The organism is Microbispora sp. CA-102843, assembly GCF_050936215.1.
Lineage (GTDB): Bacteria > Actinomycetota > Actinomycetes > Streptosporangiales > Streptosporangiaceae > Microbispora.
In genome coordinates this window covers 7,494,789-7,520,415 of the sequence record NZ_JBNJNF010000001.1, presented here as the reverse complement: position 1 = coordinate 7,520,415, position 25,627 = coordinate 7,494,789, and the positions used below count along the sequence as shown (strand labels likewise).

General features: G+C 72.2%; 26 protein-coding genes and 1 tRNA gene. 14 read left to right on the top strand and 13 right to left on the bottom strand.

The window, feature by feature from the left end:
• Nucleotides 1-34: 34 nt before the first annotated feature.
• From ACQEVJ_RS34795 to ACQEVJ_RS34780, 4 genes are all read right to left on the bottom strand, one after another.
• Nucleotides 35-175, bottom strand: a complete 141-nt coding sequence (locus ACQEVJ_RS34795; RefSeq protein ID WP_433108546.1) for a hypothetical protein — start codon at nucleotides 173-175, stop codon at nucleotides 35-37.
• Between the two features lie 70 nt (nucleotides 176-245).
• Complete coding sequence (locus ACQEVJ_RS34790; RefSeq protein ID WP_433108544.1) at nucleotides 246-896, bottom strand: hypothetical protein; 651 nt, start codon at nucleotides 894-896, stop codon at nucleotides 246-248.
• 129 nt (nucleotides 897-1,025) lie between these two features.
• Nucleotides 1,026-1,598 (bottom strand): nicotinamidase, encoded by a 573-nt coding sequence (locus tag ACQEVJ_RS34785; RefSeq protein ID WP_433108542.1) that lies wholly within the window; start codon nucleotides 1,596-1,598, stop codon nucleotides 1,026-1,028.
• Between the two features lie 64 nt (nucleotides 1,599-1,662).
• On the bottom strand, nucleotides 1,663-2,940 hold the full coding sequence (locus tag ACQEVJ_RS34780; RefSeq protein ID WP_433113153.1) for a nicotinate phosphoribosyltransferase: 1,278 nt from the start codon (nucleotides 2,938-2,940) through the stop codon (nucleotides 1,663-1,665).
• A gap of 45 nt (nucleotides 2,941-2,985) precedes the next feature.
• Between ACQEVJ_RS34780 and clpS the strand changes: the two genes are divergently transcribed.
• The 5 genes from clpS (at nucleotide 2,986) to ACQEVJ_RS34755 (ending at nucleotide 5,710) form a co-directional block, all read left to right on the top strand.
• Nucleotides 2,986-3,273 carry an ATP-dependent Clp protease adapter ClpS gene (gene clpS / locus ACQEVJ_RS34775; RefSeq protein WP_433108540.1) on the top strand — a complete coding sequence of 96 codons (288 nt, stop codon included), beginning with the start codon at nucleotides 2,986-2,988 and terminating at the stop codon, nucleotides 3,271-3,273.
• Nucleotides 3,273-3,797, top strand: coding sequence for a DUF2017 domain-containing protein (locus tag ACQEVJ_RS34770; protein ID WP_433108538.1), 525 nt, complete (start codon nucleotides 3,273-3,275; stop codon nucleotides 3,795-3,797). Before clpS ends, ACQEVJ_RS34770 begins: the two co-directional genes overlap by 1 nt.
• Before the next feature lie 9 nt (nucleotides 3,798-3,806).
• Complete coding sequence (locus tag ACQEVJ_RS34765) at nucleotides 3,807-4,223, top strand: Mov34/MPN/PAD-1 family protein (protein WP_433108536.1); 417 nt, start codon at nucleotides 3,807-3,809, stop codon at nucleotides 4,221-4,223.
• Nucleotides 4,224-4,483: 260 nt separating this feature from the next.
• Nucleotides 4,484-4,762, top strand: a complete 279-nt coding sequence (locus tag ACQEVJ_RS34760; RefSeq protein ID WP_433108534.1) for a MoaD/ThiS family protein — start codon at nucleotides 4,484-4,486, stop codon at nucleotides 4,760-4,762.
• Nucleotides 4,763-5,710: a PLP-dependent cysteine synthase family protein gene (locus ACQEVJ_RS34755; RefSeq protein ID WP_433108532.1), complete on the top strand. Its 948-nt coding sequence runs from the start codon at nucleotides 4,763-4,765 to the stop codon at nucleotides 5,708-5,710.
• A 96-nt stretch (nucleotides 5,711-5,806) separates the two neighbouring features.
• Here the strand turns inward: ACQEVJ_RS34755 and ACQEVJ_RS34750 are convergent, their stop codons facing one another.
• Nucleotides 5,807-7,447, bottom strand: coding sequence for a DUF3352 domain-containing protein (locus ACQEVJ_RS34750; protein ID WP_433108530.1), 1,641 nt, complete (start codon nucleotides 7,445-7,447; stop codon nucleotides 5,807-5,809).
• A 189-nt stretch (nucleotides 7,448-7,636) separates the two neighbouring features.
• On the opposite strand from ACQEVJ_RS34750, the gene ACQEVJ_RS34745 reads away from it, so the two are divergent.
• From ACQEVJ_RS34745 to ACQEVJ_RS34715, 7 genes are all read left to right on the top strand, one after another.
• Nucleotides 7,637-8,431: a thioesterase family protein gene (locus tag ACQEVJ_RS34745; RefSeq protein WP_433108528.1), complete on the top strand. Its 795-nt coding sequence runs from the start codon at nucleotides 7,637-7,639 to the stop codon at nucleotides 8,429-8,431.
• An 86-nt stretch (nucleotides 8,432-8,517) separates the two neighbouring features.
• Nucleotides 8,518-9,354, top strand: a complete 837-nt coding sequence (murI, locus tag ACQEVJ_RS34740) for a glutamate racemase (RefSeq protein WP_433108526.1) — start codon at nucleotides 8,518-8,520, stop codon at nucleotides 9,352-9,354.
• Entirely contained in the window at nucleotides 9,351-10,103 is a 753-nt protein-coding gene (locus ACQEVJ_RS34735; protein WP_433108524.1) for an MBL fold metallo-hydrolase, read from the top strand. The genes murI and ACQEVJ_RS34735 overlap by 4 nt, the downstream gene beginning before the upstream one ends.
• A 5-nt stretch (nucleotides 10,104-10,108) precedes the next feature.
• Nucleotides 10,109-10,825: a ribonuclease PH gene (gene rph / locus ACQEVJ_RS34730; protein ID WP_433108522.1), complete on the top strand. Its 717-nt coding sequence runs from the start codon at nucleotides 10,109-10,111 to the stop codon at nucleotides 10,823-10,825.
• 29 nt (nucleotides 10,826-10,854) lie between these two features.
• Nucleotides 10,855-11,457, top strand: a complete 603-nt coding sequence (rdgB, locus tag ACQEVJ_RS34725) for an RdgB/HAM1 family non-canonical purine NTP pyrophosphatase (RefSeq protein WP_433108520.1) — start codon at nucleotides 10,855-10,857, stop codon at nucleotides 11,455-11,457.
• 47 nt (nucleotides 11,458-11,504) lie between these two features.
• Nucleotides 11,505-13,295: a molybdopterin-dependent oxidoreductase gene (locus ACQEVJ_RS34720; protein ID WP_433108519.1), complete on the top strand. Its 1,791-nt coding sequence runs from the start codon at nucleotides 11,505-11,507 to the stop codon at nucleotides 13,293-13,295.
• A gap of 159 nt (nucleotides 13,296-13,454) precedes the next feature.
• Nucleotides 13,455-15,347 carry a toxin glutamine deamidase domain-containing protein gene (locus ACQEVJ_RS34715; RefSeq protein WP_433108517.1) on the top strand — a complete coding sequence of 631 codons (1,893 nt, stop codon included), beginning with the start codon at nucleotides 13,455-13,457 and terminating at the stop codon, nucleotides 15,345-15,347.
• Between the two features lie 126 nt (nucleotides 15,348-15,473).
• On the opposite strand, the gene ACQEVJ_RS34710 is transcribed toward ACQEVJ_RS34715, so the two are convergent.
• Nucleotides 15,474-16,430 carry an alpha/beta fold hydrolase gene (locus ACQEVJ_RS34710; RefSeq protein ID WP_433108515.1) on the bottom strand — a complete coding sequence of 319 codons (957 nt, stop codon included), beginning with the start codon at nucleotides 16,428-16,430 and terminating at the stop codon, nucleotides 15,474-15,476.
• Nucleotides 16,431-16,516: 86 nt separating this feature from the next.
• Between ACQEVJ_RS34710 and ACQEVJ_RS34705 the strand changes: the two genes are divergently transcribed.
• On the top strand, nucleotides 16,517-17,137 hold the full coding sequence (locus ACQEVJ_RS34705) for a TetR/AcrR family transcriptional regulator (RefSeq protein WP_433108513.1): 621 nt from the start codon (nucleotides 16,517-16,519) through the stop codon (nucleotides 17,135-17,137).
• 132 nt (nucleotides 17,138-17,269) lie between these two features.
• On the opposite strand, the gene ACQEVJ_RS34700 is transcribed toward ACQEVJ_RS34705, so the two are convergent.
• The 4 genes from ACQEVJ_RS34700 to ACQEVJ_RS34685 all read right to left on the bottom strand — a co-directional run bounded on the left by ACQEVJ_RS34700 (nucleotide 17,270) and on the right by ACQEVJ_RS34685 (nucleotide 22,593).
• A complete protein-coding gene (locus ACQEVJ_RS34700) occupies nucleotides 17,270-19,759 on the bottom strand; it encodes an ABC transporter permease (RefSeq protein WP_433108511.1) in 2,490 nt (829 codons plus the stop codon).
• Nucleotides 19,760-19,762: 3 nt separating this feature from the next.
• Complete coding sequence (locus ACQEVJ_RS34695) at nucleotides 19,763-20,506, bottom strand: ABC transporter ATP-binding protein (protein WP_433108509.1); 744 nt, start codon at nucleotides 20,504-20,506, stop codon at nucleotides 19,763-19,765.
• A gap of 113 nt (nucleotides 20,507-20,619) precedes the next feature.
• Entirely contained in the window at nucleotides 20,620-21,285 is a 666-nt protein-coding gene (locus tag ACQEVJ_RS34690; RefSeq protein WP_433108507.1) for a response regulator, read from the bottom strand.
• 123 nt (nucleotides 21,286-21,408) lie between these two features.
• Nucleotides 21,409-22,593 carry a sensor histidine kinase gene (locus ACQEVJ_RS34685; protein WP_433108505.1) on the bottom strand — a complete coding sequence of 395 codons (1,185 nt, stop codon included), beginning with the start codon at nucleotides 22,591-22,593 and terminating at the stop codon, nucleotides 21,409-21,411.
• 562 nt (nucleotides 22,594-23,155) lie between these two features.
• Here ACQEVJ_RS34685 and ACQEVJ_RS34680 point away from each other — a divergent pair.
• Nucleotides 23,156-23,587, top strand: a complete 432-nt coding sequence (locus ACQEVJ_RS34680) for a hypothetical protein (protein WP_433108503.1) — start codon at nucleotides 23,156-23,158, stop codon at nucleotides 23,585-23,587.
• A gap of 148 nt (nucleotides 23,588-23,735) precedes the next feature.
• Here ACQEVJ_RS34680 and ACQEVJ_RS34675 read toward each other — a convergent pair whose 3' ends face one another.
• From ACQEVJ_RS34675 to ACQEVJ_RS34665, 3 genes are all read right to left on the bottom strand, one after another.
• The gene (locus tag ACQEVJ_RS34675; protein WP_433108501.1) at nucleotides 23,736-24,944 is read right to left on the bottom strand and encodes an esterase-like activity of phytase family protein; all 1,209 of its coding nucleotides are present in this window, start codon (nucleotides 24,942-24,944) and stop codon (nucleotides 23,736-23,738) included.
• A 101-nt stretch (nucleotides 24,945-25,045) separates the two neighbouring features.
• A complete protein-coding gene (locus ACQEVJ_RS34670; protein ID WP_433108499.1) occupies nucleotides 25,046-25,183 on the bottom strand; it encodes a hypothetical protein in 138 nt (45 codons plus the stop codon).
• A gap of 76 nt (nucleotides 25,184-25,259) precedes the next feature.
• Nucleotides 25,260-25,333: transfer RNA gene (locus ACQEVJ_RS34665), tRNA-Leu, on the bottom strand.
• Nucleotides 25,334-25,627 lie beyond the last annotated feature (294 nt).

Here is a 25,627-nt window from a genome sequence, read left to right as displayed (position 1 = left end):
TCCGGAGTTCGGTTCGGACCGGGGAGCGCGTCGATCAGGCGGACCGCTCCACCGGTCCGTCCTCGGCAGGCTCCGCCCGGTGGCGCTCCGGGGGATTGACGAGGTTGCTCATCCGGACGTGGGCGTACAGGTCCTCCAACCGGGTCAGGACCGAGTTGAACATCGTCTTCTTCAACTCGCCATCCTGCCCATGTGGTCGGCCATGGCGTCGACCCGATCCGTCCACTCGTAGTCGATGAACGGCCTCACGAGATGCGGGAGCGCAACGGGATCTTGTCGCCCGTGTGGCCGTTGATCGCCACGTAACGCCGGTGATGCCGGGTGGCCGGGGCGAGCTGGAGGCTGAGGGAGGCCACGCCCTGCTCCACGCGTACGGGAACGTTGTGCGCTCCCTCGCGCTGCCTCGCCTCGGCGCCCTCGTGCACCCAGATGCGCAGCCGGTGCCCGGCCTGGTGAACGGCCACCGTCGCCGTGTCGCACTGCGCGGGCGCCGCGGGCCAGTACACCGTGAGGCCGTGCAGGGCCCTGCCCTGGAACGACAGCCGTACGGCCTCGGGGTTGGGGATGCGGGAATCGCAGGCGGGAGGGCCGCCCAGTGTCGGTGTCGGTGTCGGTGCCGGAGACGGTGTCGCGGCCGCCGCCCCTCGGGGGGTCTGCACGGCCTGGACGCCTGCCGGCCGGTCGGCATCGGCGCGCGGGTCGCGTACGGCGACCGTCTGGGCGGGGACCCGGGCGGACCTCTGGGTGAATCCCACGACCATCGTGATCGCCTGCAGGGCCGCGAGCGTCAGCGCGCCCGTGGCGCGGAGCGCGCCCCGGTGGCCGCGGCCGAAGAGCAGCCAGACGCAGACCGGGGTCAGGACGAGCCAGCTGAGGCCGAGCAGGAACGCGAACATCGGGGCCGCCAATCCACGAAGGGGTCGTCGCTCTAGGTAATACACCCGTGACGCTTCGTGGTGAAGTCATTGACGTCCGATCCCGCGCGTGTCCCCGGCGGCCCGGTGCCCGAGTGGCCGGCCCGCGGATCAGGAGCGGAGGACGGGCTCCCCGGCGAGCTCCACCCCGGCCTCGGTGAGGCGGGCGAGCGCCAACTCCGTCGTCTCGCGGGCCACGCCGGCCGTCAGGTCCAGCAGGACCCGTACGGCGAAGCCGTTCGCCGCCGCGTCGAGGGCGGTGGCCCGGACGCAGTGGTCGGTGGCGATGCCGACGACGTCCACGGACTCCACACCGCGCTCACGCAGCCACGCGGCCAGGCCGACGCCGTCCGCGGTGGCGCCCTCGAACCCGCTGTAGGCCGCCTGCCGCGCGCCCTTGCTGAAGACCTCCTCGACCTTCGCGGTGTCGAAGGCCGGATGGAAGCCGGCACCGGGGGTGCCGACCACGCAGTGCGCCGGCCAGGAGTCCACGAAGTCGGGCTGGGCCGCGAAATGGGCCCCGGGATCGACGTGGTAGTCGCGGGTGGCGACCACGTGGTCGTACGCGTGCTCGTGGACGTGGCGGCTGATCGCGGCGGCCACCTCGGCGCCGCCGCCGACCGGCAGGCTGCCGCCCTCGCAGAAGTCGTTCTGCACGTCCACGACGATGAGTGCGGTCTTCAACGGGTCACCTCACAGTGGCGATCGCGGAGGACCGGCGTCGTCCTCATGCGCCGGTCCCCCGCGATCACTTGAAGATAGTAGGGACTGCGGGGTCTCCGGGGGAGAGGCTGCAGGCCTCCAGTGGCAACTCGGCCAAAGTCGCCCGGTGACGGTCGCGGGCGGCCTCCAGGGTCTCGCGGCCGACGACCTTGCCGTCCCGCACGAGTTCGGCCAGCAGCGGGCGGTCCTCCGTCTCCACCGGCTCGCGGGTGATCACCTCGGCGGTCGCGGTGCCGCCGCTGGTCCTGCGGTAGGCCCACTTGCGCCCGCCGACGCTCGGCTTGCCGACGGACGCCTTGGCGACCGGCTGGAGCCGTCCCGTGCGGTCCTCCCTGGCGACGAGCTTGTAGACGAGGCTGGCCGTCGGATGGCCCGAGCCCGTGGCCAGGGCGGTGCCGACGCCGTAGGCGTCCACCGGCGCCGCGGCCAGCGCCGCGATCGCGAACTCGTCCAGGTCGCTGGTGACGACGATCCGCGTACGGCTCGCGCCCAGCTCGTCGAGCAGGCGGCGCACCTCCACCGCCACCACCGCGAGGTCGCCGGAGTCGATGCGCACCGCGCCGAGGTCCGGCCCGGCCAGCTCCACCGCGGTCCGTACGGCCTTCGCCACGTCGTAGGTGTCCACGAGCAGGGTGGTGCCGAGCCCGAGGGACTCGATCTGGGCCCGGAAGGCCTCCTCCTCCGAGTCGTGCAGCAGGGTGAACGCGTGGGCGGCGGTGCCCGCGGTCGGCACGCCGTACAGGTGGCCGGCCATGAGGTTGGAGGTGGAGGCGAAGCCGCACAGGTAGGCGGCCCTGGCGGCGGCGACCGCGGCGTACTCGTGGGTGCGGCGCGAGCCCATCTCGATGAGCGGCCGGGCGCCGGCCGCCTGGGCCATCCGGGAGGCGGCCGCCGCGATCGCGCAGTCGTGGTTGAGTATCGACAGGGCTACGGTCTCCAGCAGCACGGCCTCGGCGAACGTCCCCTCCACCACCATGATCGGTGAGCCGGGGAAGAACGCCTCGCCCTCGCGGTAGCCGTACACGTTGCCGGAGAAGCGGAAGCCGGCGAGGAACTCGCCCGTGGGCTCGTCCACGATCCCGGAGGAGCACAGGAACTCGATGTCCTGCTCCTCGAAGCGGAAGTCCTCCAGCGTGTCGAGGAACCGCCCGGTGCCGGCCACCACCCCGTAGCGCCGTCCTCCGGGCAGCCGCCGGGCGAACACCTCGAAGACCGCCCTCCGATGGGCCGCGCCGCTCGCGAGCGCGGCCTGGAGCATCGTCAGTTCGTACTGGTCGGTCAGCAGGGCCGTGCCCGTGGTCATGCGCACGTGTCGAAGACTACGACGGTCGTGGTGCAGGATGGGTACGTGGGTAGCACAGCTCCAACCGAGGTCGAGCGTCCGTCGTCGGACGTGCGCCCCGATCTGCCGTGGCTCACGATCGTGTGGAACGACCCGGTCAACCTGATGTCGTACGTCACGTACGTCTTCCAGACCGTGTTCGGCTATCCCAAGCAGAAGGCCGAGAAGCTGATGATGGACGTCCACCACAAGGGCAAGGCCGTCGTCGCCAGCGGCGCCCGGGAGGAGATGGAGCGGGACGTGCAGATCCTCCACTCCTACGGCCTGTGGGCGACCGTCCAGCAGGACAAGTGATGAGCACGGGATTCAGGGCGACGCGCGACGGGGTGACCGTCCAGCTCGACGCGGGCGAGGTGTCGATCCTGCGCTCGCTGGTGTCGCAGGTGCTCGGCCTGGTCGAGCCGGGGACCACCGGCGACGACCCGTTGGAGCGCGCCCTGGGCATCGGCTCGGCGGCCCCGCCGGCCGACCCCGTGCTCGCGCGGCTGTTCCCCTCGGCGTACGCGGACGACGAGGACGCGGCGCAGGAGTTCCGGCGCTACACGGAGGCGACGCTGCGCGACGGCAAGCGGGCCGACGCGACGACGCTGCTGGAGACGGCGGAGCCGGGCCGGCTGACGCTGACGGCCGAGCAGGGGCAGGCGTGGCTGCGGGCGATCAACGACGTCCGCCTCGCGCTCGGCGTGCGGCTGGAGGTCACCGAGGAGGTCCACGAGGAGATCGCCTCGATGTCCGAGGACGACCCCCGCTATCCCGCGTTCGTGACCTACGACTGGCTGACCTACCTGCAGGACACCCTCGTCAGGGCGCTTTGGTAGGTTGCCCGCATGCTGACGATCTCACGCGAACTGGTCGACAAGATCGTGGCCCACGCCCGGGCCGACCACCCCGACGAGGCGTGCGGCATCGTGGCCGGGCCCGCCGGGTCCGACCGTCCCGAGCGGTTCGTCCCCATGGAGAACGCCGAGCGCTCCCCGACGTTCTACCGCTTCGACTCGATGGAGCAGTTCCGCGTGTGGCGGGAGATGGACGACCGCGACGAGGTTCCGGTCGTGATCTACCACTCCCACACCGCCACCGAGGCGTACCCCTCCCGTACGGACATCAGTTACGCCTCCGAGCCCGACGCCCACTACGTGCTGGTGTCGACCGCCTCCGAGGACGAGGCGCCCTTCCGGTCCTACCGGATCGTGGACGGCGTCGTGACGGAGGAGGAAGTCAAGATCGTAGAGGCGTACGGTTAAACTTGAACCATGGCTAACGATGACGCTCGTCCCGTGTCGTCACCGGCTGTCCTATCGCGCCGGGTACGCCCGGAATCTCCTGTTCAGGCGTTCCTTTTCGCGCACACGCCGTCTGTCGTCGTCTACGACTGTCGCTGAACCTGGCCGCCTGCCGGCGCGCCAGGGAAGAAGACCGCTGGAATCGCCGCCCGCCTGCCCCTGTTCAGAGCAGGTGGACGCCCACCATAACGACGACCACTGATCAAGGAGATTGAGCCGACATGGCTATCGAGGTCCGTATTCCTACCATCCTCCGCAGCTACACCGATGGCGCCAAGGCGGTCAACGCCAAGGGATCGACCCTCGAAGAGCTGATCGGCGACCTGGAGTCGCGCCACCCCGGCCTGAAGGACCGGCTGATGGACGAGTCAGGGCTGCGCCGCTTCGTCAACGTCTACCTCAACGACGAGGACGTACGCTTCCTCGGCGGGCTCGGCACCCCCGTCGCCGACGGCGACACCGTGACCGTGCTCCCGGCCGTCGCGGGCGGAGCGCGCTAGATGCGCTTCGACTCGTTGATCGACTCGGTCGGGCGCACCCCGCTGGTGGGTCTGCCCCGGCTCTCGCCGTCCCCCGACGTCCGGATCTGGGCGAAGCTGGAGGACCGCAACCCGACCGGGTCGGTCAAGGACCGGCCGGCGCTGTGGATGATCGAGCAGGCCGAGAAGGACGGGCTGCTCACGCCGGGCTGCACGATCCTGGAGCCGACCTCCGGCAACACCGGCATCTCGCTGGCGATGTCGGCCCGGCTCAAGGGCTACCGGCTGATCTGCGTCATGCCGGAGAACACCTCCGAGGAGCGCCGCCAGCTGCTGCGCATGTGGGGCGCCGAGATCATCTCCTCGCCGGCCGCGGGCGGCTCCAACGAGGCGGTGCGGGTGGCCAAGGGCCTCGCGGCCGAGCATCCCGACTGGGTGATGCTCTACCAGTACGGCAACCCCGCCAACTGGCGCTCCCACTACGAGTCGACCGGGCCGGAGATCCTCGCGGACCTGCCGACCGTGACCCACTTCGTCGCCGGGCTCGGCACGACCGGCACGCTCATGGGTGTCGGCCGCTACCTGCGCGAGCACGTGCCGGACGTGAAGATCGTGGCCGCCGAGCCGCGTTACGGCGAGCTGGTCTACGGCCTGCGCAACGTGGACGAGGGGTTCGTGCCCGAGCTGTACGACGCGTCCGTGCTGACCACCCGCTACTCGGTGACGTCGGCCGACGCGCTGCGCCGGACCCGCGAGCTGCTGGCCGCGGAAGGCATCTTCGCGGGCATCTCGACGGGCTGCGCCCTGCACGCGGCCATCGGCATGGCCCGCAAGGCCGTCCAGGCGGGCGAGCGGGCCGACATCGTGTTCATCGTGGCCGACGGCGGCTGGAAGTACCTGTCCACCGGCGCGTACGAGGGCACCCTCGACGAGGCGGAGGACCGGCTCGAAGGTCAGCTCTGGGCCTGACACCGCACCGGCCGGAAGGCCGACCGGCTCACCCCGCCCGCTCCGGCATGGGTGGGCCGGAGTTCCGTTTCGGGCGGGATGAGCCGGAGTCTGAAGTCAGTTGAACACGACCCGGAGTGTGAAGGTCGAGCCGTCCTTGCCGTGGGTGCCGCTCAGGCCGACGGCCCGCAGCTTCTCGGCGTCGGCGCGCTCCTGGCCGTTCAGGCCGTCCAGGTAGAGCTTCTCCAGCCGGTCGAGGTCGGCGTACACGGCGTAGGTGGCGTTCGCGGCGTCCGGGACGGCCAGGCGGAACGTCTCGCTCTCGCCGAGCGTGCCGCCGCCGTTCAGCGCGTCGGCGTACTCCTGGGTGCTCGCGATCACGAACCGCCCGTCGCCCCCGGCGGTGGCGATGTCGGCGGACCTCTCCAGGCCGTTCAGGTAGCCCTTGACCCGGTCCACCACGTCGCGGGCCTTGGCGCTGTCCGTCGTGATCACGGCGCCGACCCGGGGCTGCGCGCCGTCGAGGTCCCGCTCGTCCAGGGCGAGCGTGAGGGTGCGGCCCAGCAGCGTCGCGAGGTCGTCCGGCAGGGACAGGCCGTACTGGGTCCGCGCCTCGTCGAGGACCTGCCTGACCGTGTCGCCGCCCGAGCCGCCCGAGCCACTCGTGCTGCCGGAGCTGATCGCCGCCTGCTCGATGGACGGCCACTGCTCGCGCAGCAGGTCGCCCAGGCCGGAGATCGAGGCCGCCGCGACCGTGGAGGCGGGCAGCTCGCCGATCTTCACCGGCTCGGCTCCGACCGGCGCGGCCGTTCCGCCGCGGGTGATCCCGGCCATCTCGGCGTAGTCGCCGGAGAACCGGAGGGCGCCGGCGAACCGCATGCCCCTGATCTGCCGCAGCACGGGCGTGTCGGCGATCTCGCTCCAGCCGGCGTCCGCGACCTTCTCCACGTCCATCCAGAACGACAGCACGCCCTGCTCGCCCAGCGCGTCGAGGTCGCCGGCGAAGCGGGGCTCGCCGGACAGCGGCGCGGCCTTGGCGTACTCGTCGGCCAGCTTCTGGCTCGTGGCGATGATGGCGTACCCGTCGCGGAACGCCAGGCCGCCCTTGCCGTCGCCGAGGCCCATCTTGGCGATGCCGGTCCGGGCCGCCGCCTCGTCCTTAACCTGTACGGCGAGCGCCCCGACGGGGTCGCCGCCCTTGTCCGAGGGGAGCACGGCGAGGCCGACGCGGTCGCCGAGCCAGGGCTCGACGTCCCTGGCGTAGTCGACCTTCGAGAGATCCGGGTCGTCCTTCTGCAACGAGCTGACGAGGGCCTTGCGCGGGTCGTCCCCGCCGAAGGAGTCGCGAGTGGCCGAGAACTTGCGGGCGATGCCGAACAACGCGAGCTTCTGCCCGGCCGACGGGTCGAGGTCGAGCCGGACGTAGGCCATCGCGTTCGCGGGCAGCACGTCCTGCGGTTGCGTGCCGCCGCCGCTGAGCTTCGAGGCGGCCCACACGCCGCCGCCGCCGACCACGCCGACGAGCACGGCGGCCACCAGCGCGAGGATCCAGCCGCGCCCCCGCCGTCCCCGGTCCGGAGGCGACGGCGGGCCGGGCACGGTGCCGAAGCCCATCTCCTCCGGCTCCGTCCAGGACGGCAGCCGCACGGTGTGCGCCTCGTTCGCGGCGGCGCGGGGAACGCGATAGGCGATGGTGCGGTCGAGATCCTGCTCGTCGCGGGGGTGCCAGGGATCCTTGGGAGGCGTGTCGGAGGACATGGGGGCTCACTCACAGGCGTCGTCGTCGGTTACCTCACGAAGCTAGGCCCGGCCGGTAGCGGCGCGCTTGCAGCCCGCTTGACCGCGAGCGCAGTGCCGGCCCACCGCGGCGAGTCCACCGTGCGGTCCGCCAGAGTGCCACGCTAGAGTAATGAGCAGAACAATATTCGGTAGAGCGGCGAGGGGCGCATGACCAAGTTCGACGAGGCGACGCAGGCCATCCGGGTCGACGACATCACCTACGACGTGTGTCTCGACGACGGGTACTCCATCGGAGGGCCTTTGAACGGCGGTTACCTCATGGCCACGATCCTGCGGGCCGTGGTGGACGCCTCGCCGCACGCGCACCCGGTCTCCACGAGTGCCCAGTTCCTGCGGGTGGCCCGGCCGGGCCCGGCCAGGGTGCTGCTGGAGCCGCTCAAGACGGGCCGTACGGCGGCGATGACCCGGGCGCGGCTCGTCCAGGACGGCGAGTCGTTCATCGAGTTGCTCGTCACGACCGCGACGCTGGACGGGGAGGCGGCCCCCGACTGGGCGGACGGCCCGTCGGCCGCGATGCCGGACCTGGCGGACTGCGTGCGCCTGCCCGTACCCAAGCCCGAGTCGAACATGAACTTCAGCGCCCAGATGGAGCTCGCGTTCGACCCGCCCACGATCGGCTGGCTCACCGGCGCGCCGACCGGACGACCCGAGTCGCGGGCGTACTTCCGGCTGGCCGAGCCGCAGGACCCCGACCCGTACGTGCTGGCGCTGGCGGTGGACGCGCTGCCGCCGGTCGTCTTCTCGGCGGGGGCGCGGGGATGGGCCCCGACGGTGGAGCTGACCTGGCACCTGCGGGCCCTGCCCGCGCCGGGGTGGCTGACCCTGATCGGCGGCGGACGGCTGATCAGCGACGGCTGGTTCGACGAGGAGGTCGAGGTGTGGGACTCGGCGGGCCGGCTGGTCGCCCAGTCGCGCCAGCTCGCGCGGCTCGGCCGCGGCTGAACCGCGTCGCATTCCCCGCCGCCCGGCGCGCGGTGTGAGCATTCTTACCGTCAGCGGCGGGGATCAGTCCCCTAACCTTGGGAAGCGTGCCGGAGGACAACACCAGGGCGATCGGGATCTTTGACAGCGGTGTGGGCGGCCTGACGGTCGCTCGGGCGATCATCGACCAGCTGCCCCACGAATCGATCTTCTACGTGGCCGACACGGCCCACCAGCCGTACGGGCCCAAGAGCATCGCCGAGCTCCGCGCATACGCGCTGGAGGTCATGGACCACCTGGTCGAGCACGACGTGAAGATGCTGGTCATCGCGTGCAACAGCGCGAGCTCGGCCGTGCTCAGGGACGCCAGGGAGCGCTACGACGTCCCGGTCGTCGAGGTGATCCAGCCCGCGACCCGGCGGGCCGTGCGGGCCACGAGGAACGGCAGGGTCGGCGTGATCGCCACGCGGGCCACCATCGAGTCGATGGCCTACCACGACGCCTTCGCCGCCGCCCCCGACGTCGAACTGGTCGCGGTGGCCGCCCCCCTGCTCGTGGAGTTCGTCGAGCGGGGCGAGACGATGAGCGAGGAGCTCATCGAGGTGGTCAGGGGCTACCTCAAGCCGATCCAGGACGCGGGCTGCGACACGCTCATCCTCGGGTGCACGCACTATCCCCTGCTCACCGGAGCCCTCTCGTACGTCACCGGGGACGGGGTCACACTGGTGTCCAGCGCGGAGGAGACGGCCAAGGACGTCTACCGCATCCTGCACGACCGGGGGCTGTCCAACGGCGCGGGCGAGCCGGGGCACCGCTTCCGGGCGACCGGCGACACCGCGCTGTTCGAACGGCTCGGGCAGCGCTTCCTCGGCCCGGAGCTCCAGTCGGTGGAGCGGACCGCCTCCGGCCTCGGCGACGTCACCGGCGTAGGGAGTTCGCGATGAAGCTGACGATCATCGGGTGCTCGGGCAGCTTCCCCGGCCCCGACAGCCCGTCCTCCTGCTACCTGCTGGAGGCCGAGGGCTTCCGGCTGCTGCTCGACTTCGGCAACGGGTCGCTGGGCGCGCTCCAGCGGCACGCCGGGCTCTACGACGTCGACGCCATCCTCCTGTCCCACCTGCACGCGGACCACTGCCTCGACCTGTGCGCCTACCACGTGGTGCGCACCTACACCCCGGACGGCCCGCTGCCGAAGCTGCCCGTCCACGCCCCCGCCGGCGCCTCCAAGCGGCTCAACGCGGCGTACGCGATGCCGGACGAGCCCGTGCTGGAGAACTCCTTCGACTTCGTACGGCTGTCGCCAGGCACCCGGCACGTCGGCCCGTTCGAGGTGACGGCCGCCCCGATGAACCACCCGGTGGAGACCTACGGCTTCCGCGTCACCCACCAGGGCCGTTCCGTCGCGTACTCGGCGGACACCGGCGAGTCGGCCGAACTGATCAAGCTGGCCCACGAGGCCGATGTGCTCCTGTGCGAGGCGTCCTTCCTCGACGAGCCGGGCCTGACTCCCGGCCTGCACCTGAGCGGCAGGCAGGCGGCCGAGCACGCCGCCCGCGCCGAGGCCGGCGCGCTCGTCCTCACTCATCTCGTCCCGTGGTATGACAAGTCCCGCATCCTGGAGGACGCCTCGCGCGGCGGCTTCGCCGGCCCGATGGAGTTGGCGCGGAGCGGGGCGGTGTATGACCTAGGGTGACCCGTATGGCTCGTTCACACGGTCGTAGTTCCGACCAGCTTCGCCCCGTGACCATCACCCGGAACTGGCTCGCCCATGCGGAGGGCTCCGTGCTGGTGGAGTTCGGGGGCACCAGGGTGCTGTGCGCCGCGACGGTGGAAAGCGGCGTGCCCCGCTGGCGCAAGGGCAGCGGTCTTGGCTGGGTGACGGCCGAGTACGCCATGCTGCCCCGGTCGACCAACACCCGCACCGACCGCGAGTCGGTCCGCGGCAAGATCGGCGGGCGCACCCACGAGATCTCCCGGCTGATCGGCAGGTCCCTGCGGGCCTGCGTCGACTACAAGGCCCTGGGGGAGAACTCCGTCCTGCTCGACTGCGACGTGCTGCAGGCCGACGGCGGCACCCGCACCGCCGCCATCACCGGCGCGTACGTCGCCCTCGCCGACGCGATCGCCTGGATGCGGCAGCGCCGGATGTGCCCCGGCGACCCCCTGGTGAACTCGGTCGCCGCCGTCTCCGTCGGCGTCGTCGGCACCGAGCCGATGCTCGACCTCGACTACAGCGAGGACGTCAAGGCCGAGACCGACATGAACGTGGTGATGACCGGCAGGGGCGACTACGTCGAGGTGCAGGGCACCGCCGAGGGCACGCCGTTCGACCGGACGGCGCTCAACGGCCTGCTCGACCTGGCCGCCGCCGGGTGCGCCGAGCTCACCCGTCTCCAGATGGAAGCCCTCTCCTGAACACTGTGGACACTAGCGAGGACGACAGCATGAACAAGGTGGTCCTGGCCACCCGGAACGCCGGGAAGATCGTCGAACTGCGCCGGATCCTCGCCGACGCCGGTGTGCCGGTCGAGCTCGTCGGCCTTGAGGCGTTCCCGCACATCGGCGACGTGGCCGAGACCGGCCTCACGTTCGCGGAGAACGCGCTGCTCAAGGCGCACGCCGTCGCCTCGCAGAGCGGCCTGCCCGCCGTGGCCGACGACTCCGGCCTGTGCGTTGAGGCGCTGAACGGCATGCCGGGCATCTTCTCCGCCCGCTGGTCGGGCCGTCACGGCGACGACGACGCCAACCTCGACCTGCTGCTCGCGCAGATCGGCGACGTGCCGGACGGCCGTCGCCAGGCCCACTTCGCCTGCACGGCCGCGCTCGCGCTGCCGACGGGAGAGGAGCACGTGGTGGAGGGGGCCGTGCACGGCTACCTCATCCGCGAACGGCGCGGCACGGGCGGCTTCGGCTACGACCCGATCTTCGTGCCGGACGGCGACACCCGGACCACGTCCGAGATGTCGGCCGAGGAGAAGGACGCGATCAGCCACCGGGGGAAGGCGTTCCGCGCGCTCGCCCCCGTGATCGCCGAGGTCGTCTCGTAATACCGCCGTAAGACCCCCAGTGGGTGGGCGGGCGTAGCGTTCGGAACGTGAACGCTGCAGGCACCCGCATGCCCGCCTGGGCGGCCGCGCTGACCGGCCTCGTCGCCGGCGCGGTGGCGCTCGGAGCGGCCCAGATCGTCGCCGGCCTGATCGACCCCGGAGCCGCTCCGGTCGTGGCCGTGGGCGGCGCGGCGGTCGACGCCACGCCCGCCGGCCTCAAGGAATGGGCGATCCGCACCTTCGGCTCCAACGACAAGCCGGTCCTGCTCGGCGGCATCGTCGTCGTGCTCGCGCTCGTCGCCGCCGGTCTCGGCCTGCTCGCCCGCCGCCGGACGGCGTACGGCACGCTGGGACTGGCCCTGTTCGGCCTCGTCGGCGCCGCCGCTGTGCTGTCCCGCCCGGACGCGGGGGCGGCGCACGTCCTGCCCTCGATCGCGGGCGCCGCGGCCGGCGCCTGGACCCTGTCGCGCCTGACGCGCCGCGCCATGGGCAGCGGCGAGGAGGACTACGTGGCCGCCAGCCGGGCCGCCGACCAGGGCGTGAGCGAAACGCCCCTGGCGGCGCCCGTGCCGGCGGAGAACACCGGGAAGAGCACGGGGAAAAGCACGGGGAAAAGCACGGGGAAAAGCACGGGGGAGAGCGGGCTTGGGAATCGGCACGCGAGCGTGCTGGCGGAGAGCCACGCGGCGGAGCCCGGCCCGGCCGTGCCGCCCGTCATGCGAGCGGGAGCGAGGCCGGGCCCGGGACCAGGCTCCGCGCCGTACGCCTTCGACCGGCGCAGGCTCCTGACCGGGGCGGCCGCGGGCGTCGCGGTGGCGGGCGTCGCCGGCCTCGGCGGATGGCTGCTGTCGAGCAGCAAGGACGCCGAGCTGGCCCGGCGCGGCGTGGCCAGGATGCTGCCGCGCGCGGCGCGTCCGGCCGCGCCGATCCCCGCCGGAGCGGACCTGCGGATTCCCGGCCTCGCGCCGTTCGTCACGCCCAACGCGGAGTTCTACCGCGTGGACACCGCGCTCGTCGTGCCGTCGGTGGACCCGGCCCGCTGGACCCTGAAGATCCATGGGCTGGTGGACAGGCCGGTCGAGCTGACCTTCGCCGACCTGCTCAAACGCCCCCTGATGGAGGCGGACGTCACGCTGACCTGTGTGTCCAACGAGGTCGGCGGTCCCTACGCCGGCAACGCCCGCTGGCTCGGCGCCCGGCTCGCCGACGTGCTGCGCGAGGCCGGGATCCGCCGCGAGGCCGACATGCTGCTCAGCGTCTCCGAGGACGGCTGGACCTGCGGCACACCGGTCGACGTGGTCATGGACGGCCGCGACGCGCTGCTCGCCGTCGCCATGAACGGCGAGGTGCTCCCGGAGGCCCACGGCTTCCCGGTCCGCCAGGTCGTGCCCGGACTGTACGGATACGTGTCGGCGACGAAATGGGTCACCGAGATCAGGGTCAGCCGGTTCGACCGGGACGAGGCCTACTGGACGCCGCGCGGCTGGGCCCCCCGGGGCCCGATCAAGACCCAGTCCAGGATCGATCTGCCACGTGACGGCGACGAGGTCACGGCGGGCCGTACGACCGTGGCGGGCGTCGCGTGGGCCCAGCACCGCGGCGTCGACGCGGTCGAGGTGCGGGTGGACGGCGGCGCGTGGCGGCAGGCGAGGCTCGCCGACGTCCCCGGCCCGGACACCTGGCGGCAGTGGTCGCTCGACCTGGACCTGACGCCGGGCCGGCACACGATCTCCGTGCGGGCCACCGACGCGACCGGTTACACCCAGACCGCGGACGAGGCCCCGCCCGCTCCCGACGGCGCCACCGGCCTCCACACCGTCACCGTCACGGCCCGCTGACCGGCCCCGCCCGGTCTCCCGGTGGAGAGCCGGGTCTGGAGTTGGGAAAACCGGCCGTGCCTCGGACGGCCCGCCTCTACCATCGGCACCCTGATGTGCGCGAGGAGGGGGGCCAAGCGCGTGAACCAGGAACGGGCACGCCGGCATGCGAGGTGGCGGTTGCCGACCGGCGTGTACAACCCGGTCGTGACGACCGACGGCCGGCGATGGCGGGACTACGAGCAGGCCGCCGAGGCGCCTGCTCCCTCGCTGGAGGACCGCCGCCTGGAAGTGCGGCTCGCGGCGCTGCCGCTGGGCGTGGACACCGTGACCATGCCGGTGGTGCCGGCCGCCAGGAACGGCGAGAACGGGAGACGCGGGGGCCACGGCCTGGGGGCGCCGGCCGGACGCCGCGCCGGGTCGCCAGACCCCCGGGAAGCAGAGTCGTCAGACTCCCGGGGAGCAGAGTCGCCAGACCCTCGGGAAGCCGTTCCCGCCGCGATGCCCGGCGACGCCGGGGACACCCGGAACACCGGGGACCCGGAAGGCACCGAGGATTCCGGGGAGTTCGGGGAGTTCGAGGAGTTCGGGGACTTCGAGGACGCTGAGGAGGCGGGAGAGGCTCGGGAGACGGCGGAAGAGGCGGCGGCCGGGGAGACCGCCGGAGAAACCGCCGCGGGGACCGCCGCCGACGCCGCACTCGACGGCCCGCCGTCGCCCTTACAAGAGTGCGCCTCAGGGGAGTCCGGCTTGCCCGATTCGGACTTGCCCGACTCGGGCTCGCCTGACTCCGGCTCGCGTGACTTGGGCTCGCTTGACTTGGGCTCGCCTGACTCCGGCTCGCGTGACTTGGGCTCGCGTGACTTGGGCTCGGGGGAGTCCGGCTCGCGTGACTCGGGCGACCTCGCGCCCGTGGAGGAGCGCCGGGCCGCCGGGATCGAGGCGGACGACGCCGAGGTCGGGGCCGACGACGCCGAGCACGAGGACGACGTCGAGGACCCGGCCGAGCCCGAGGATCACCAGGACATCGCCGCCGTCGGGACGCGGGACGACGCGGCGGAGGACGAGTCCATGACGGCCGTGGCGACCGTTGAAGGCGATCGGCCGGGTGAGCCGCTGTCCGAGGCGGGACACGACGTCGTTTACCGGACCGGGCAGAACGAGTGGCTCGCCGAGACCGCGCCCGCGCCGAGAATCCCCGCGCCGCCGGACAGGGCCGCGGCCGAGGCAGGGCGTTCCGGACACCCGAACGGGACCGTCGCCGGGGTCGGACAGGGCCGGCCGCCCTGCGACACGGCGCCTGTGGAGGCGTTCGGGGCTGGGTTCGGGGCGGCAGGGACGGGCCGGGACGAGTGGCACGAGGAGGCGTCCGGCGGGACCGTGGACGACGGTCCGGAGGTGGGCGACCTCGCGGACGCCGACGATTTCTGGTCGGCCGTGCTGCACGACGAGACCGAGCGCGACTGGCTGGACGGCCCGGGCCGCCCGCGACGGCTGGAGGAGACCCGCCCATACGGCAGGCCCGGCGGCCTGGCCGAGGCGGACCCGGACGGCCAGGTGAGCCTCGTGCAGGCGGTGAGCGGGCGCTTCCCGGACCCGCGCGGCACCTGGATCCGCCTGATCAACGCCGAGGGCCCGACGGAGGACGCGTTCAGGTCCAACAACGCCGTCGACTGCGCGCTGTCGGTGATGTCCACCTGGCACGGCGAGGCCGTCGTGGCGGCGCGCAGGCAGCCGGAGTACGACGGGTCGGGCCGCCCGCTGCTGACCGGGGAGACCGGAGGCGTCGCCCGCGCCGAGGAGTGGCTCGGGCACCGCTTCGAATACGTGGGCCACGGCCGCCGGGCGTACGTGGCCATCGCGCAGCGGCTGATCTTCGGCGGCCACGGTGCCGCCGCGGTCCTCATCACCCGCTGGGCCGGGGGAGGCAGCCACGCGTGGAACGCCGTCAACTGCCGCGGCGAGGTCCTGTGGATCGACGCCCAGCGGGGTCACATGGCCGTGGAACCGCCGTACGAGGACGTCACGGGGGTCTTCGCGGTGGTGATCGACCGCCAGGGCCGCCGCCTGTGACGGCCCGCGAATGAGGGCTCCCAAGCGGCGCCGGTGAGCGGCGCCGCGTCCGCTCCACTCGCCGCCCCGGCCCGCGTCGTGCGGATCCCCCGGCCCGGCTGAGCACGGGCCCGCCGACGGCGACGGTCAGTGGCGGCCGTGGAGGACGTCGTCCGCGTCGAGCCGATCGATGAAGGCGAGGACACGGGCGGCGACCCGCTCAGGGAACTCACCGTTGACGGCGTGGGAGGCGTCCGGCCACAGCTCGACGACCCCTCGGGCGAGCAGTCGGCGGGCGCGTTCCGCGGCCCTGCCTGGATGGTGGATGATGCTGCGCCCGGCGATCACCGCGAGGGTCGGGATGTCGACGGCGGCGACCTCTTCGTCCGAGGGGTACGTCGGCGGGGGCAGGAAGGCGGCGAAGTCCCGCATCCCGGCGGAGATCAGGGCGGCGGCCGGCTCATCGCCGGAGACGTCGGCTCCGCCGGAGATCCAGCGCAGCAAGCGCAGGCGCCACGGCTCAGGGAGCGGCCCCAACGTTCCCAGCGAGACGGCGACCGCCTTCCAGGTGATCCGGCCGAACAGGCAGGCGGGATCGAGCAAGCTCAAGGAGGCGACTTTCTCCGGGGCGTGCATGGCGAGCCGGAAGGCGGTCCACCCGCCGATCGACACGCCGAGTAGGTGGGTCCGGTCGAGGCCGAGCGCGGTCAGGAGTTCCGCGAGCCACACGCCGTGGTCGGCCGCGCTCGCGAACGGCCTGCTCTGCACCGAAAGGCCGGGCTCGCCGAGTAGGTCGATCGCGTAGACGGCGCGGCGAGAGGCGGAGAGGCCGGCGAGGTTCGGCGCCCACATCGGGGTGGACGCGGTGCGTCCCGGTAGCAGGAGGAGCGGCGTTCCGGCATCGGCGCCGTCCGCGCCGAAGCGGTAGACGCGCACGGTCCCGAAGCCGGTCGGCACGTCCTGGAACCCGTCGGGCGCCGGGAGGTCGGCCATGGCCCCGTCGTAGATCCGCCGGTAGCGCGCGTAGGCCGGCGCGTCCCGGAAGTGCCCGAGGCGCCGTCGGCGGAACTCGGCTCCGATGTTGGGCCGCACGAGGTCGTTCACGTACGGGTCCTCCGTTCGCCCTTGGCAGTACGATCATATTGTACTGATATCACGATACGTTCGTATCGCGAAAGAGGGGGCGAGTCATGCCCAAGCAGGTCGACCACGCGGCTCGGCGGGAGGAGATCGCGCAGGCGGCGCTGAGGCTGTGCGCGCGAGACGGCCTGGCCGGAGTGACCATAGGGCAGGTCGCACAGGAGGCCGGCGTCTCCAAGGGACTCGTGCAGCACTACTTCGCCGGGAAGGCCGATCTGCTGCGCGCCAGTGCCCACGTCCTGAGGGGAGAAATCGAGCGCCAGGTTCGCGAGGCCGTCCGGGACGCCCGCGGCCCGGCGGACACGCTGCGGCGCGTGCTGCTTGCGGTCGTCGGACTGGGCGCGACCGCTGTGGTCCCGCTGCTCGCCGGGCACGCGTTCTTGAGCAGGGCCGTCGCCGATCCGGAGATCCGCGACCTCTATCGTGCCGGCGGCGACGCCGTCCATCGCGAGATCGCCGCGTTGCTCGCGGCCTCCGGCCCTGCCCCGGACGTCGATCCCGGCGCGGAGGCGCACGCACTGCTCGGTCTCGCGCGTGGCCTCGCCGACGGGGTGCTGCTCGGTGAACTCGGCGTCGACGACGCGGCCGCGATCGTCGATCACCACCTCCGCCGGATCCTGCCTGCCCCGACCGGCTCCGACTCTCCCTCCTCGCCGCAGGTCTCCGGGTGACGATCCTCAGGCGCCGTGCGGGCGGGGCGGCGGAAGATTCCGCGTGCTCCGGACCGCCGCCCGGGGCGCCCGCTCGTGCGGGCGGCCCGGGCGACCGCCGTACCGGCCCGGACGAGGCCGGGGGAGCGGCGGTCAGGAGGCGGCCAGCGCCCCGACGACCGAGGCCCTGGCCGCACGGCGGGCGGGCAGCACCGCGGCGAGCACTCCGGCCAGGCCCGAGGCGGCGATGAAGATCAGGATCTGCCCGATCGGAAGCTGGAACGAGACCTTCTCCGTCAGCGTCGCCGTCGCCGCCCAGCCGTACACGGTGCCGAGGACCACGCCGACGATCGCCCCCACCAGGCCGAGGACCAGCGCCTCGACCGAGAGCATGCCCCGCAGTTGCGGCCGGGTCAGGCCCAGGGCGCGCAACAGCGCGGACTCGCGGGTGCGCTCGTGGACCGACAGCGACAGCGTGTTCGCGATGCCGAGCAGTGAGATCACGATCGCGAGGGCCAGCAGCCCGGTGACGATCATGAGGATCGAGTCGATCGCCTCGTCGAACTGGCCGCGGATCTCGGTGGTGCTGCCGACCTTGACCGCCGGAAAGGCCGCCGTGGCCTCGTCCACGACCTTGCGTGCCCGCTCGGGGGCCACGCCGTCGGCGGCGTTCACCAGGACCTGCGCGTCGTCCACCCTGCCGAAGTGCCGCTCGAACGCCTGCTCCGCCATGGTGAACGGCGGCAGCAGGGACACGTCGGCCTTCAGCACCGCCACCACCTTGAGGGAGGTCCTCTGCCCGCCTGACGCGACGGTCACGGCGTCGCCCACCTTGACGCCGAGGTCCTGAGCCACGTAGTCGGCCACCGCGACCTCGCCCGCGCCGAAGCCGTCCATGGTGCCGGACGACGCCTCCGGCTTGATGGCGGTGCCGATGGCCGACTGGGTGACCGTGCCCACCTCGAACTCGCGGCCGTTCACCTTGGCCTTCTTCCCGCGGAACTCGGTCACCGCGGCCAGGTCGCGGCTCGCGCGCAGCGTGTCGGCGACCGAGCGGGGGATCGTGCCCGTCTGTGCGGACAGGATGTAGTCGGCGGGGAACTGCTGGTCGAGCTGGCCGCTCACGGTGGTCCGCACCGTGGAGGTCAGGACCGCCATGAACGTCATCAGCGTCACGCCGACGGTCAGGGCCACCGTCGTGGTCGCCGCCCGCTTGGGGTTGCGGCGCGAGTTGTCCACGGCGAGCCGTCCCGGCACGCCGAACAGCCGCGCCGGCACCCAGCCGGCCAGCCCGCTCAGCGGCCGTACGATCACCGGGCCGAGGATGAGCACCGCGAAGAACACGAGAACGCCGCCCGCCATGACCGTCAGCAGCGCCGCCTGGCCCGGCTTCTGCAGCACGCCCGCCACGGTGAGGCCGGCCCCCGCGACCGTGATCAGGGCGGCGACGACCACCCGTACGACCCCGGTGCGGGACGTGTGCTCCTCGACCTGCGTGCGCAGCGCCGCGACGGGCGGCACACGGGTGGCCTGCCGCGCCGGGAGCAGGGCGGCGGCCATCGTCACGACGACGCCGGTGCACATGCCGACGGCGATCGTCAGCGGGGACAGGCTCACCGTGCCCGTGGGGATGTCCGTTCCGACGGCCCTCAGCACGGCGACCGCGGCGGCCCCGAGGCCGAGGCCCGTCAGCAGGCCGAGCACCGACGACAGCAGGCCGACCACGGCGGACTCCAGCACGATCGAGCCGAAGACCTGCCGCTTGGTGGCGCCGATGCAACGCAGCAGCGCCATCTCGCGCATCCGCTGGGCGACCAGGATGTTGAAGGTGTTGTAGATCACGAGCGCCGCGACGAGCAGCGCGACCGCGCCGAACAGCAGCAGGCCCAGCCGGATGAAGGACGTGTCCATGTGGTTGCGCTTGGCCACCTCGTCGGCGCGTTCCCGCCCGGTCACGACCTTCGCGTCGCCCACGGCCGCCGCGACGGCCGTACGCAGGCTCTCCGGCGAGGGGCCGGAGGAGACGACGTCGATCTCGGTGAAGCCCTTGGTCCCGGTGACGCGCCGCGCCGTGTCGGGGGTGAAGGCGACCGCTCCCCGGTAGGCGAGGTTCTGGTCGAGGCCCACGTCGAAGATCCCGACGAGCTGGAACTTCTGTTGCTTGCCGGCCCGGTCGAGCACCGTGACGGTGGCTCCGGGCGCGAACCCCTGGGCCTTGGCGGTGTTCTTGTCGAGCACCGCCTCGCCGGCGGCCGTGGGGGCCCTACCGGAGGTGATCTTGATGCGGCTGGCCGGGATGGACACCCCGGCGGTGGGGTAGTCCCCCACGACCTTGCCGTCCTTGCCGATCAGCGGCGCGTCCCCGGAAACCACCGGCTGGGCGTCCTTGACGCCCTGCACCGCCCTGACCGCGGCGAGCGCGCTCTCCGGCAGGTTGACGTCGCGCTCGGCGTCGTCCTTGGGCGACACCACCACGTCCACCTTGTCGGCGTCCGCGGCGAACGACTGGGAGAACCCGGCGTCTATGGTGTCGGTGAGCACGAACGTGCCCGCGATGAAGCCGACCCCGAGCACGATCGCCAGGGACGTGAGCACCAGGCGCAGGCGGTGCGCCAGGAGCCCGGTGAGGGTGGTCTTGAACACGGCTCAGGCCTCCAGCGCCATCAGCGTGTCGAGCACGGTCTGCGGCGTCGGCCGCTGGACCTCGCTCACCAGCAGCCCGTCCCTGAGGAAGACCACCCGGTCGGCGTACGACGCCGCCACGGGGTCGTGGGTCACCATCACGATCGTCTGCCCCAGCTCGCGTACGGACCTGCGCAGGAACGCCAGCACCTCGGCGCCGCTGCGCGAGTCGAGGTTGCCGGTCGGCTCGTCGGCGAAGATCACCTCGGGCTTGCTGATGAGCGCCCGCGCCACGGCGACACGCTGCTGCTGGCCGCCCGACAGCTCGCTCGGCTTGTGCCTGAGCCGGTCCCGCAGGCCGACCGTCTCGATCACGCGGTCGAACAACGCCTGGTCGGCCTGGCGGCCCGCGATCTCCAACGGAAGCCGGATGTTCTGCTCGGCCGTCAGCGTCGGCAGCAGGTTGAACGCCTGGAAGATGAAACCGACGCGCTCGCGCCGCAGGAGCGTGAGCTGCTTGTCGTTCAAACCGGTGATCTCGACGCCGCCGATGCTCACCCGCCCGTCCGTCACGGTGTCCAATCCGGCCAGACAATGCATCAGTGTGGACTTGCCGGAGCCCGAGGGCCCCATGATCGCGGTGAACTCCTCCGCGGCGAAACCGACGTCGATGCCGCGCAGCGCGTGCACCGTCGCGTCGCCCTCTCCGTACACCTTCGTCAGTCCCCGCGCGACGACCGCGGTGCGAACCTGGGTTGTTGTGGTCATGACCCCACGCTATGGCCGTGATCAGGGCGTTTCCTCGGCCTCGCGGACGTTCTCGGCGTGCGGCCCCGGGACGGTCCCGCCGGGACGTGTGCGACTTCTGAGGTAGTCCGGTCTCAGCCCCGCGGATGATCGGGGGAGACCACGCCGGTCTCGTACGCGTAGACGACCACCTGGGCCCGGTCGCGAAGCCGTAGCTTGGCCAGGATGCGGCCGAGGTGGGTCTTCACGGTCGCCTCCGCGAGATGCAGCCGCGCCGCGATCTCGGAGTTCGACAGGCCGCGGGCCACCTGGACCATCACCTCCCGCTCCCGCGCCGTCAGCACGCCCGTGTCCTGCCGCCGGGCGTCCCCCTCCGGCAGGAGCACGGCGAAGCGGTCGAGCAGGCGGCGGGTCGTGCTCGGCGCGACCACCGCGTCCCCCGAGTGGACCGACCGGATCGCGCTGATCAGCTCGGCCGGTGGCACGTCCTTCAGCAGGAACCCCGCCGCGCCCGCCTTGATCGCGGCGAACGCGTACTCGTCGAGGTCGAACGTCGTAAGGATCAGCACCTTGGGGCCGTCCGGCGCGGCGCAGATGACCCGGGCCGCCTCCACGCCGTCCATCCGCGGCATGCGGACGTCCATGAGGACCACGTCCGCCTCGAGCGCACGCAGCGTCTCGACGGCCGCAAGCCCGTCCGCCGCCTCGCCCACGACCTCGATGTCCGGCTGCGCCCCGAGGACCATCCGGAACCCGGTCCGCACCAGTTCCTGGTCGTCGACCAGCATGACGCGTATCACTGCCGCTCCGCTCCGCTCGTCATCGCTGCGATCCCCGTGATCCCCGTAACCGTACGCGGTCGGGAGAAAGCCGGTCACCGTGGTCCGGGTACGGCCGGACACCGTGCTCGGGGGAGGGCCACGTCACGCGGCCACCCCGACAGGAATCCGGACGACCACCCGGAACCCGCCGCCCGCCCGGGGGGCCGCCTCGACGCTTCCGCCGTACATCGCCGCCCTCTCCCGCATGCCGATCAGCCCGTGCCCGCCGACCATGCGCGGCGCCGAGGCGCCCCTGCCGTCGTCGCTGATCCTCAGCTCGATCTCGCCCCTGCCGTACGTCATCTCCACCCACGCTCGCGTGCCCGGACCGCCGTGCTTGAGCGTGTTCGTCAGCGCCTCCTGCACGATCCGGTAGACGGCGAGCTGCTCGCCCTCGGGCAGGGTCTGCGCGGTGCCGGACACGGTGAACTCGGTCGGCAGCCCGGAGTCCCTGACCTGCCTGATCAGGTCGCCGAGCTGGGCGACGCCGGGCTGCGGCGCGTACTCCTCCGCGGGGCTGCCGGCGTCCTGCCGCAGCACGCCCACCAGCCTGCGCATCTCGGCCAGCGCTTGCCGCCCGGTCGCCGAGATCGCCTGCAGCGCGCGCCGCGCCTGCTCGGGGTCGCCGTCGAGGGCGTATCCCGCGCCGTCGGCCTGGACGACCATCACGCTGACGTTGTGCGCCACCACGTCGTGCAGCTCGCGGGCGATGCGGGCGCGCTCGGCCGCCGCCGCGATGCGCGCCTGCTGGTCGCGTTCCCACTCGGCCCGCTCTGCGCGTTCGACCAGGCCCTCCACGTAGCGGCGGCGGGTGTTGGCGTAGATCCCGGCGATCCAGACGGCGACGATGAAGGCCGACGACGACAGCCACGCCCGCCCCCCGGTGTCGGGTGACTCGCGCAGTATCGCCAGAAGCAGCCCGAACTCGGCGACCGCTCCGGCGGCCAGCGCCCACCGCAGCGTGCAGCGCGAGGCGACGCCGTACAGCGCGACGAGCACCGCGATGTTGGCGGGCAGGACGACGATGTCGAGCAGCCACTGGACGAAGCTGACGGCGGCGACCACCGCGAACACCTCGCGAGGGTGGTCGCGGCGCCAGGTCAGCGGAACGATGAGCGCGGCCGACAGCAGCAGCAGCCCGGGCACCCCCGCCTGCCGCGCCCCGAGCGAGCCGGCCCGGCTGAACGCCTCGACGGTGATCAGGCTCAACAGCGCCAGCGGGGAGACCGTGAGCGCGTCGACGAGCTTGCTGTGGCGCCGGGTCCAGGCGCGCAGTCTGCCGAACACGTACCCAACCATATGTATCGGCTGCTCAGGAAGGTCTCACCCTTGCGACGGATACGGCGGTACGACTCAGGTCGCAGCCGGACGCCGCGCTTACGCCGTTCTTACGGATCACGGCGCATCCTTGTCCCCGGGAACGCTTCTGTGAAGCGGGTAAAGGGAGATTGGGATGGCGGATCAGGACGCGGCGTCGCGCGGCGCAGGGGACGAGCCGCGCGGCCCGCGCCCGGAGCCGGAAACCGGGCCGGCCGGGTCGAGTGAACCGACCGCGACTAACGGATCGGCGGAGCCCGCAGGGCCGGCCGCGAAGACCGGGCCGGCCGGGACCGAGCTGGTCGTGTCACCTGCGCCGGCCGGGCCGAGCGGGCCGCCCGCGCCACCGCCGCCTCCGAGGAATCCCACATCGGCCTGGACCAGCCCGGGGAACATGCCCGGGGCCGCAGGGCCGCATTCGACTTGGACCGGCCCGGGGAGCACGCCTGGGGCCGCAGGACCGGGTTCGCCCTGGACCGGCCCGGGGAACATGCATGGCGCGGCAGGGCCGCAATCGACGTGGGCAGGCCCCGTGGGCCCGGGCCGGCCCGGACCGGGACCCGGGAGCGCGCCTCCGACCGGCGGCGGCTATGCCTTCGGCCCCGGCGGCGCGGGATGGAACGCCCCGGGCTGGCAGGACCCGAGGCCGCGGTTCGCGTCGGCCCCACGGCCCGGCTTCCCCACGCGTCTGGCGGCTCGGCTGCCCCGCGGACACACCGGGCAACTCGTCGCCGTCGGCGTCGCGTCCGCGCTCGTCGGGGCGCTCCTCGGCGGTGGCATCGTGGCCGTCACCGGCATGGTCTGGGACCGGGTGGACGCGGCGACGAGCTGGGACGCCGGAGCCGACCGGCAGCGTTTCTTCCCCCGCGGCTACGGTCAGGACGCGCCGCAGTCCCAGGACGGGGTTCTGCCCCCCTGGTGCAGGCAAACCGATGCCGGAGTGCGTTGCCAGGGGCCCGGCTGAGGCTTCGCTTCCCGGTAGGCGCGCGCCGGCGGAGGGGCCGGCGCGCGCCTACGGGTTTTCCTGTGCCTTTTCACGGCCTACGGGATCGCTGCGGTTAGCAATCCGTGCGGTTGGGCGATGACAGTGCCCGGGTTCGTCGCCCGGCCGATCACTGGAGCGCGCGCCGGTCGGCGTGCAGGTGCCGCGCGAGCCGTACGGTGATGAACTCGTCGTCGTCGGCCTTGCCCGCCGTGCGGCCGGACGAGAACGGGAAGTTGTTGTCGTTCAGCACGGCGAGAGTGCGGTCGTCGAGCAGGGCCACGTCCTCGATCGTCTGGAAAGGGAAGCGGAACGTCCGGCCGAAGCCGCCGATGCCCTTCGGGTTGGCGAGGTTCAGCAGGTCGGCGACGAGGGTCTTGTCCATGTGGCCGTCGTGGTCCCGGTCCGCGGCGTCGGCCAGGTAGATGCGCTTGAACGCGGCGGCGTCACCCTGCTCGTTGTCCCGCTCGATGACCAGGAAGCGGTGGTCGTCCACCGCGATCGCGTCTCCGATGGCGTTCGAGGGCGACTCCAGCCGGTAGGTCCACCAGGTCGCGCCGTACCTGCCCGTGCGCAGGTCGAAGTCGTACATGCGCAGGTCGCCGGGCGTGTCGCCGTCCACCGTCCCCTCCAGCAGCGGGTGGAGGCGGCGGCCGTCGACCGACCGGGCCATGCCCTCGAACCCCTTGCTGCTGCGGATGTTGGGCTGCCCGCCGTTCAGGTTCGGGTTCTCCGGCGCCATCACGCCGGGCAGCGGGATCGGGGCCTGGAGGAGCCGCCCGGAGGACGAGAAGTGCAGCAGGAACGGGCCGAACTCGTCGCCGATCCAGTAGGTGCCGTCGGACGACCGCACGATCGACTCAACGTCGAAATCGGAGCCGGTGAGCACCCGGTCCGTCCGGGTCAGGGCGAACGGCACGCGCCTGTCCGGATCACTCAGGTTGAACCCGCCGAGCACCTCCAGCTTCCCGGTCCTGAGATCGGGCTTGACGCGGTGGACGCGCAGCAGGAAGTCGGCGCTGTTGGCCTTGTTCCCATAGCCGTTGTCGGACAGCACGTCGTAGGTGCCGTCAGCTCTTTTGACGACTCCGCTGAAGCCCTGGACGGGCTGCCCCGGGAAGGGTGCGGCGATGCCGTTGAACGGCCCGGCCCCGATGGCCGAACCCGAGGGCTCGCTGCCGGGGACGAAGGTCTGGGCAGGCAGGACGGCGAAACCCGTGAGTGTCGCCTGGCCGAAGTCCGCAGGCCGAGGAGTGGCCAGCGCGGGGGAGGACAGCGCGGACGAGGTCAACCCCACGGCCAGAGCCGCGGCGCCCAAGGTGATCGAAAAGCGTCTCATGGCGGGCACGGTAGGGACATCGAGTGACAAAAGCCCCAACACCAGGCGGCCACGGGCGAACAACTGAGCCGCCCCGAGCGCGCGGGAACTCCCTGCGACGGTCACTCCCGCTCGCTCTGGGCGCGGAGCAGAGCGATGGCCGTGCGGATGGCGGACGACCGCGACGGGGTGCCCTGTGTGGCCATGAGACGCTCCAGGAAGGCGAGGTCGTCCGCCGCGACCATCACGGCCATCTTCACGGGCGCACTCTTCCTGCCGCGAGAATCGCTCTCTTCCGCTGAATTCGGTGCGCCGTTATTTTCACTTGAATTTCTGTGGGGCCGGCGGGATTCGAACCCGCACTGTACGGCACCTAAAGCCGCGGTCTCCTGCCGTTGGACTACGACCCCTTTTCCTCTTCCCTTCCCTGCGAAATTCTCCGTCTGAGAATGGCAGTTCGGGCAGAGAAATCTTAGATTCTCTTTTCTGTTGTCCAGCCAGTTTCCGTTGATGTGGTCGATGTGCAATGTCAACGGCCGGCCGTGCCAAGTGCCGCCTATCTTACAGTCTGCGCAGCGGTAGGGGACTCCCACTTCGCGCAGCGCGCGTCGTAGCTTGGTCGGCTTCTCGCGGGCGGCGCCCGAAGGGTTCAGGACCAGCACGTCCGCCGGAAGCCTCCGTCGCGGCGACGTCTGTCCCCGTCT

What these genes read in the sequence shown, in the direction of transcription:
- ACQEVJ_RS34790 (WP_433108544.1), bottom strand. Translation starts at nt 896, where the DNA reads ATGTTCGCGTTCCTGCTCGGCCTCAGCTGGCTCGTCCTGACCCCGGTC.
- ACQEVJ_RS34780 (WP_433113153.1), bottom strand. Translation starts at nt 2,940, where the DNA reads ATGACCACGGGCACGGCCCTGCTGACCGACCAGTACGAACTGACGATG.
- ACQEVJ_RS34770 (WP_433108538.1), top strand. Translation starts at nt 3,273, where the DNA reads ATGAGCACGGGATTCAGGGCGACGCGCGACGGGGTGACCGTCCAGCTC.
- ACQEVJ_RS34765 (WP_433108536.1), top strand. Translation starts at nt 3,807, where the DNA reads ATGCTGACGATCTCACGCGAACTGGTCGACAAGATCGTGGCCCACGCC.
- ACQEVJ_RS34760 (WP_433108534.1), top strand. Translation starts at nt 4,484, where the DNA reads ATGGCTATCGAGGTCCGTATTCCTACCATCCTCCGCAGCTACACCGAT.
- ACQEVJ_RS34755 (WP_433108532.1), top strand. Translation starts at nt 4,763, where the DNA reads ATGCGCTTCGACTCGTTGATCGACTCGGTCGGGCGCACCCCGCTGGTG.
- ACQEVJ_RS34750 (WP_433108530.1), bottom strand. Translation starts at nt 7,447, where the DNA reads ATGTCCTCCGACACGCCTCCCAAGGATCCCTGGCACCCCCGCGACGAG.
- ACQEVJ_RS34745 (WP_433108528.1), top strand. Translation starts at nt 7,637, where the DNA reads ATGACCAAGTTCGACGAGGCGACGCAGGCCATCCGGGTCGACGACATC.
- ACQEVJ_RS34735 (WP_433108524.1), top strand. Translation starts at nt 9,351, where the DNA reads ATGAAGCTGACGATCATCGGGTGCTCGGGCAGCTTCCCCGGCCCCGAC.
- rph (WP_433108522.1), top strand. Translation starts at nt 10,109, where the DNA reads ATGGCTCGTTCACACGGTCGTAGTTCCGACCAGCTTCGCCCCGTGACC.
- rdgB (WP_433108520.1), top strand. Translation starts at nt 10,855, where the DNA reads ATGAACAAGGTGGTCCTGGCCACCCGGAACGCCGGGAAGATCGTCGAA.
- ACQEVJ_RS34705 (WP_433108513.1), top strand. Translation starts at nt 16,517, where the DNA reads ATGCCCAAGCAGGTCGACCACGCGGCTCGGCGGGAGGAGATCGCGCAG.
- ACQEVJ_RS34695 (WP_433108509.1), bottom strand. Translation starts at nt 20,506, where the DNA reads ATGACCACAACAACCCAGGTTCGCACCGCGGTCGTCGCGCGGGGACTG.
- ACQEVJ_RS34675 (WP_433108501.1), bottom strand. Translation starts at nt 24,944, where the DNA reads ATGAGACGCTTTTCGATCACCTTGGGCGCCGCGGCTCTGGCCGTGGGG.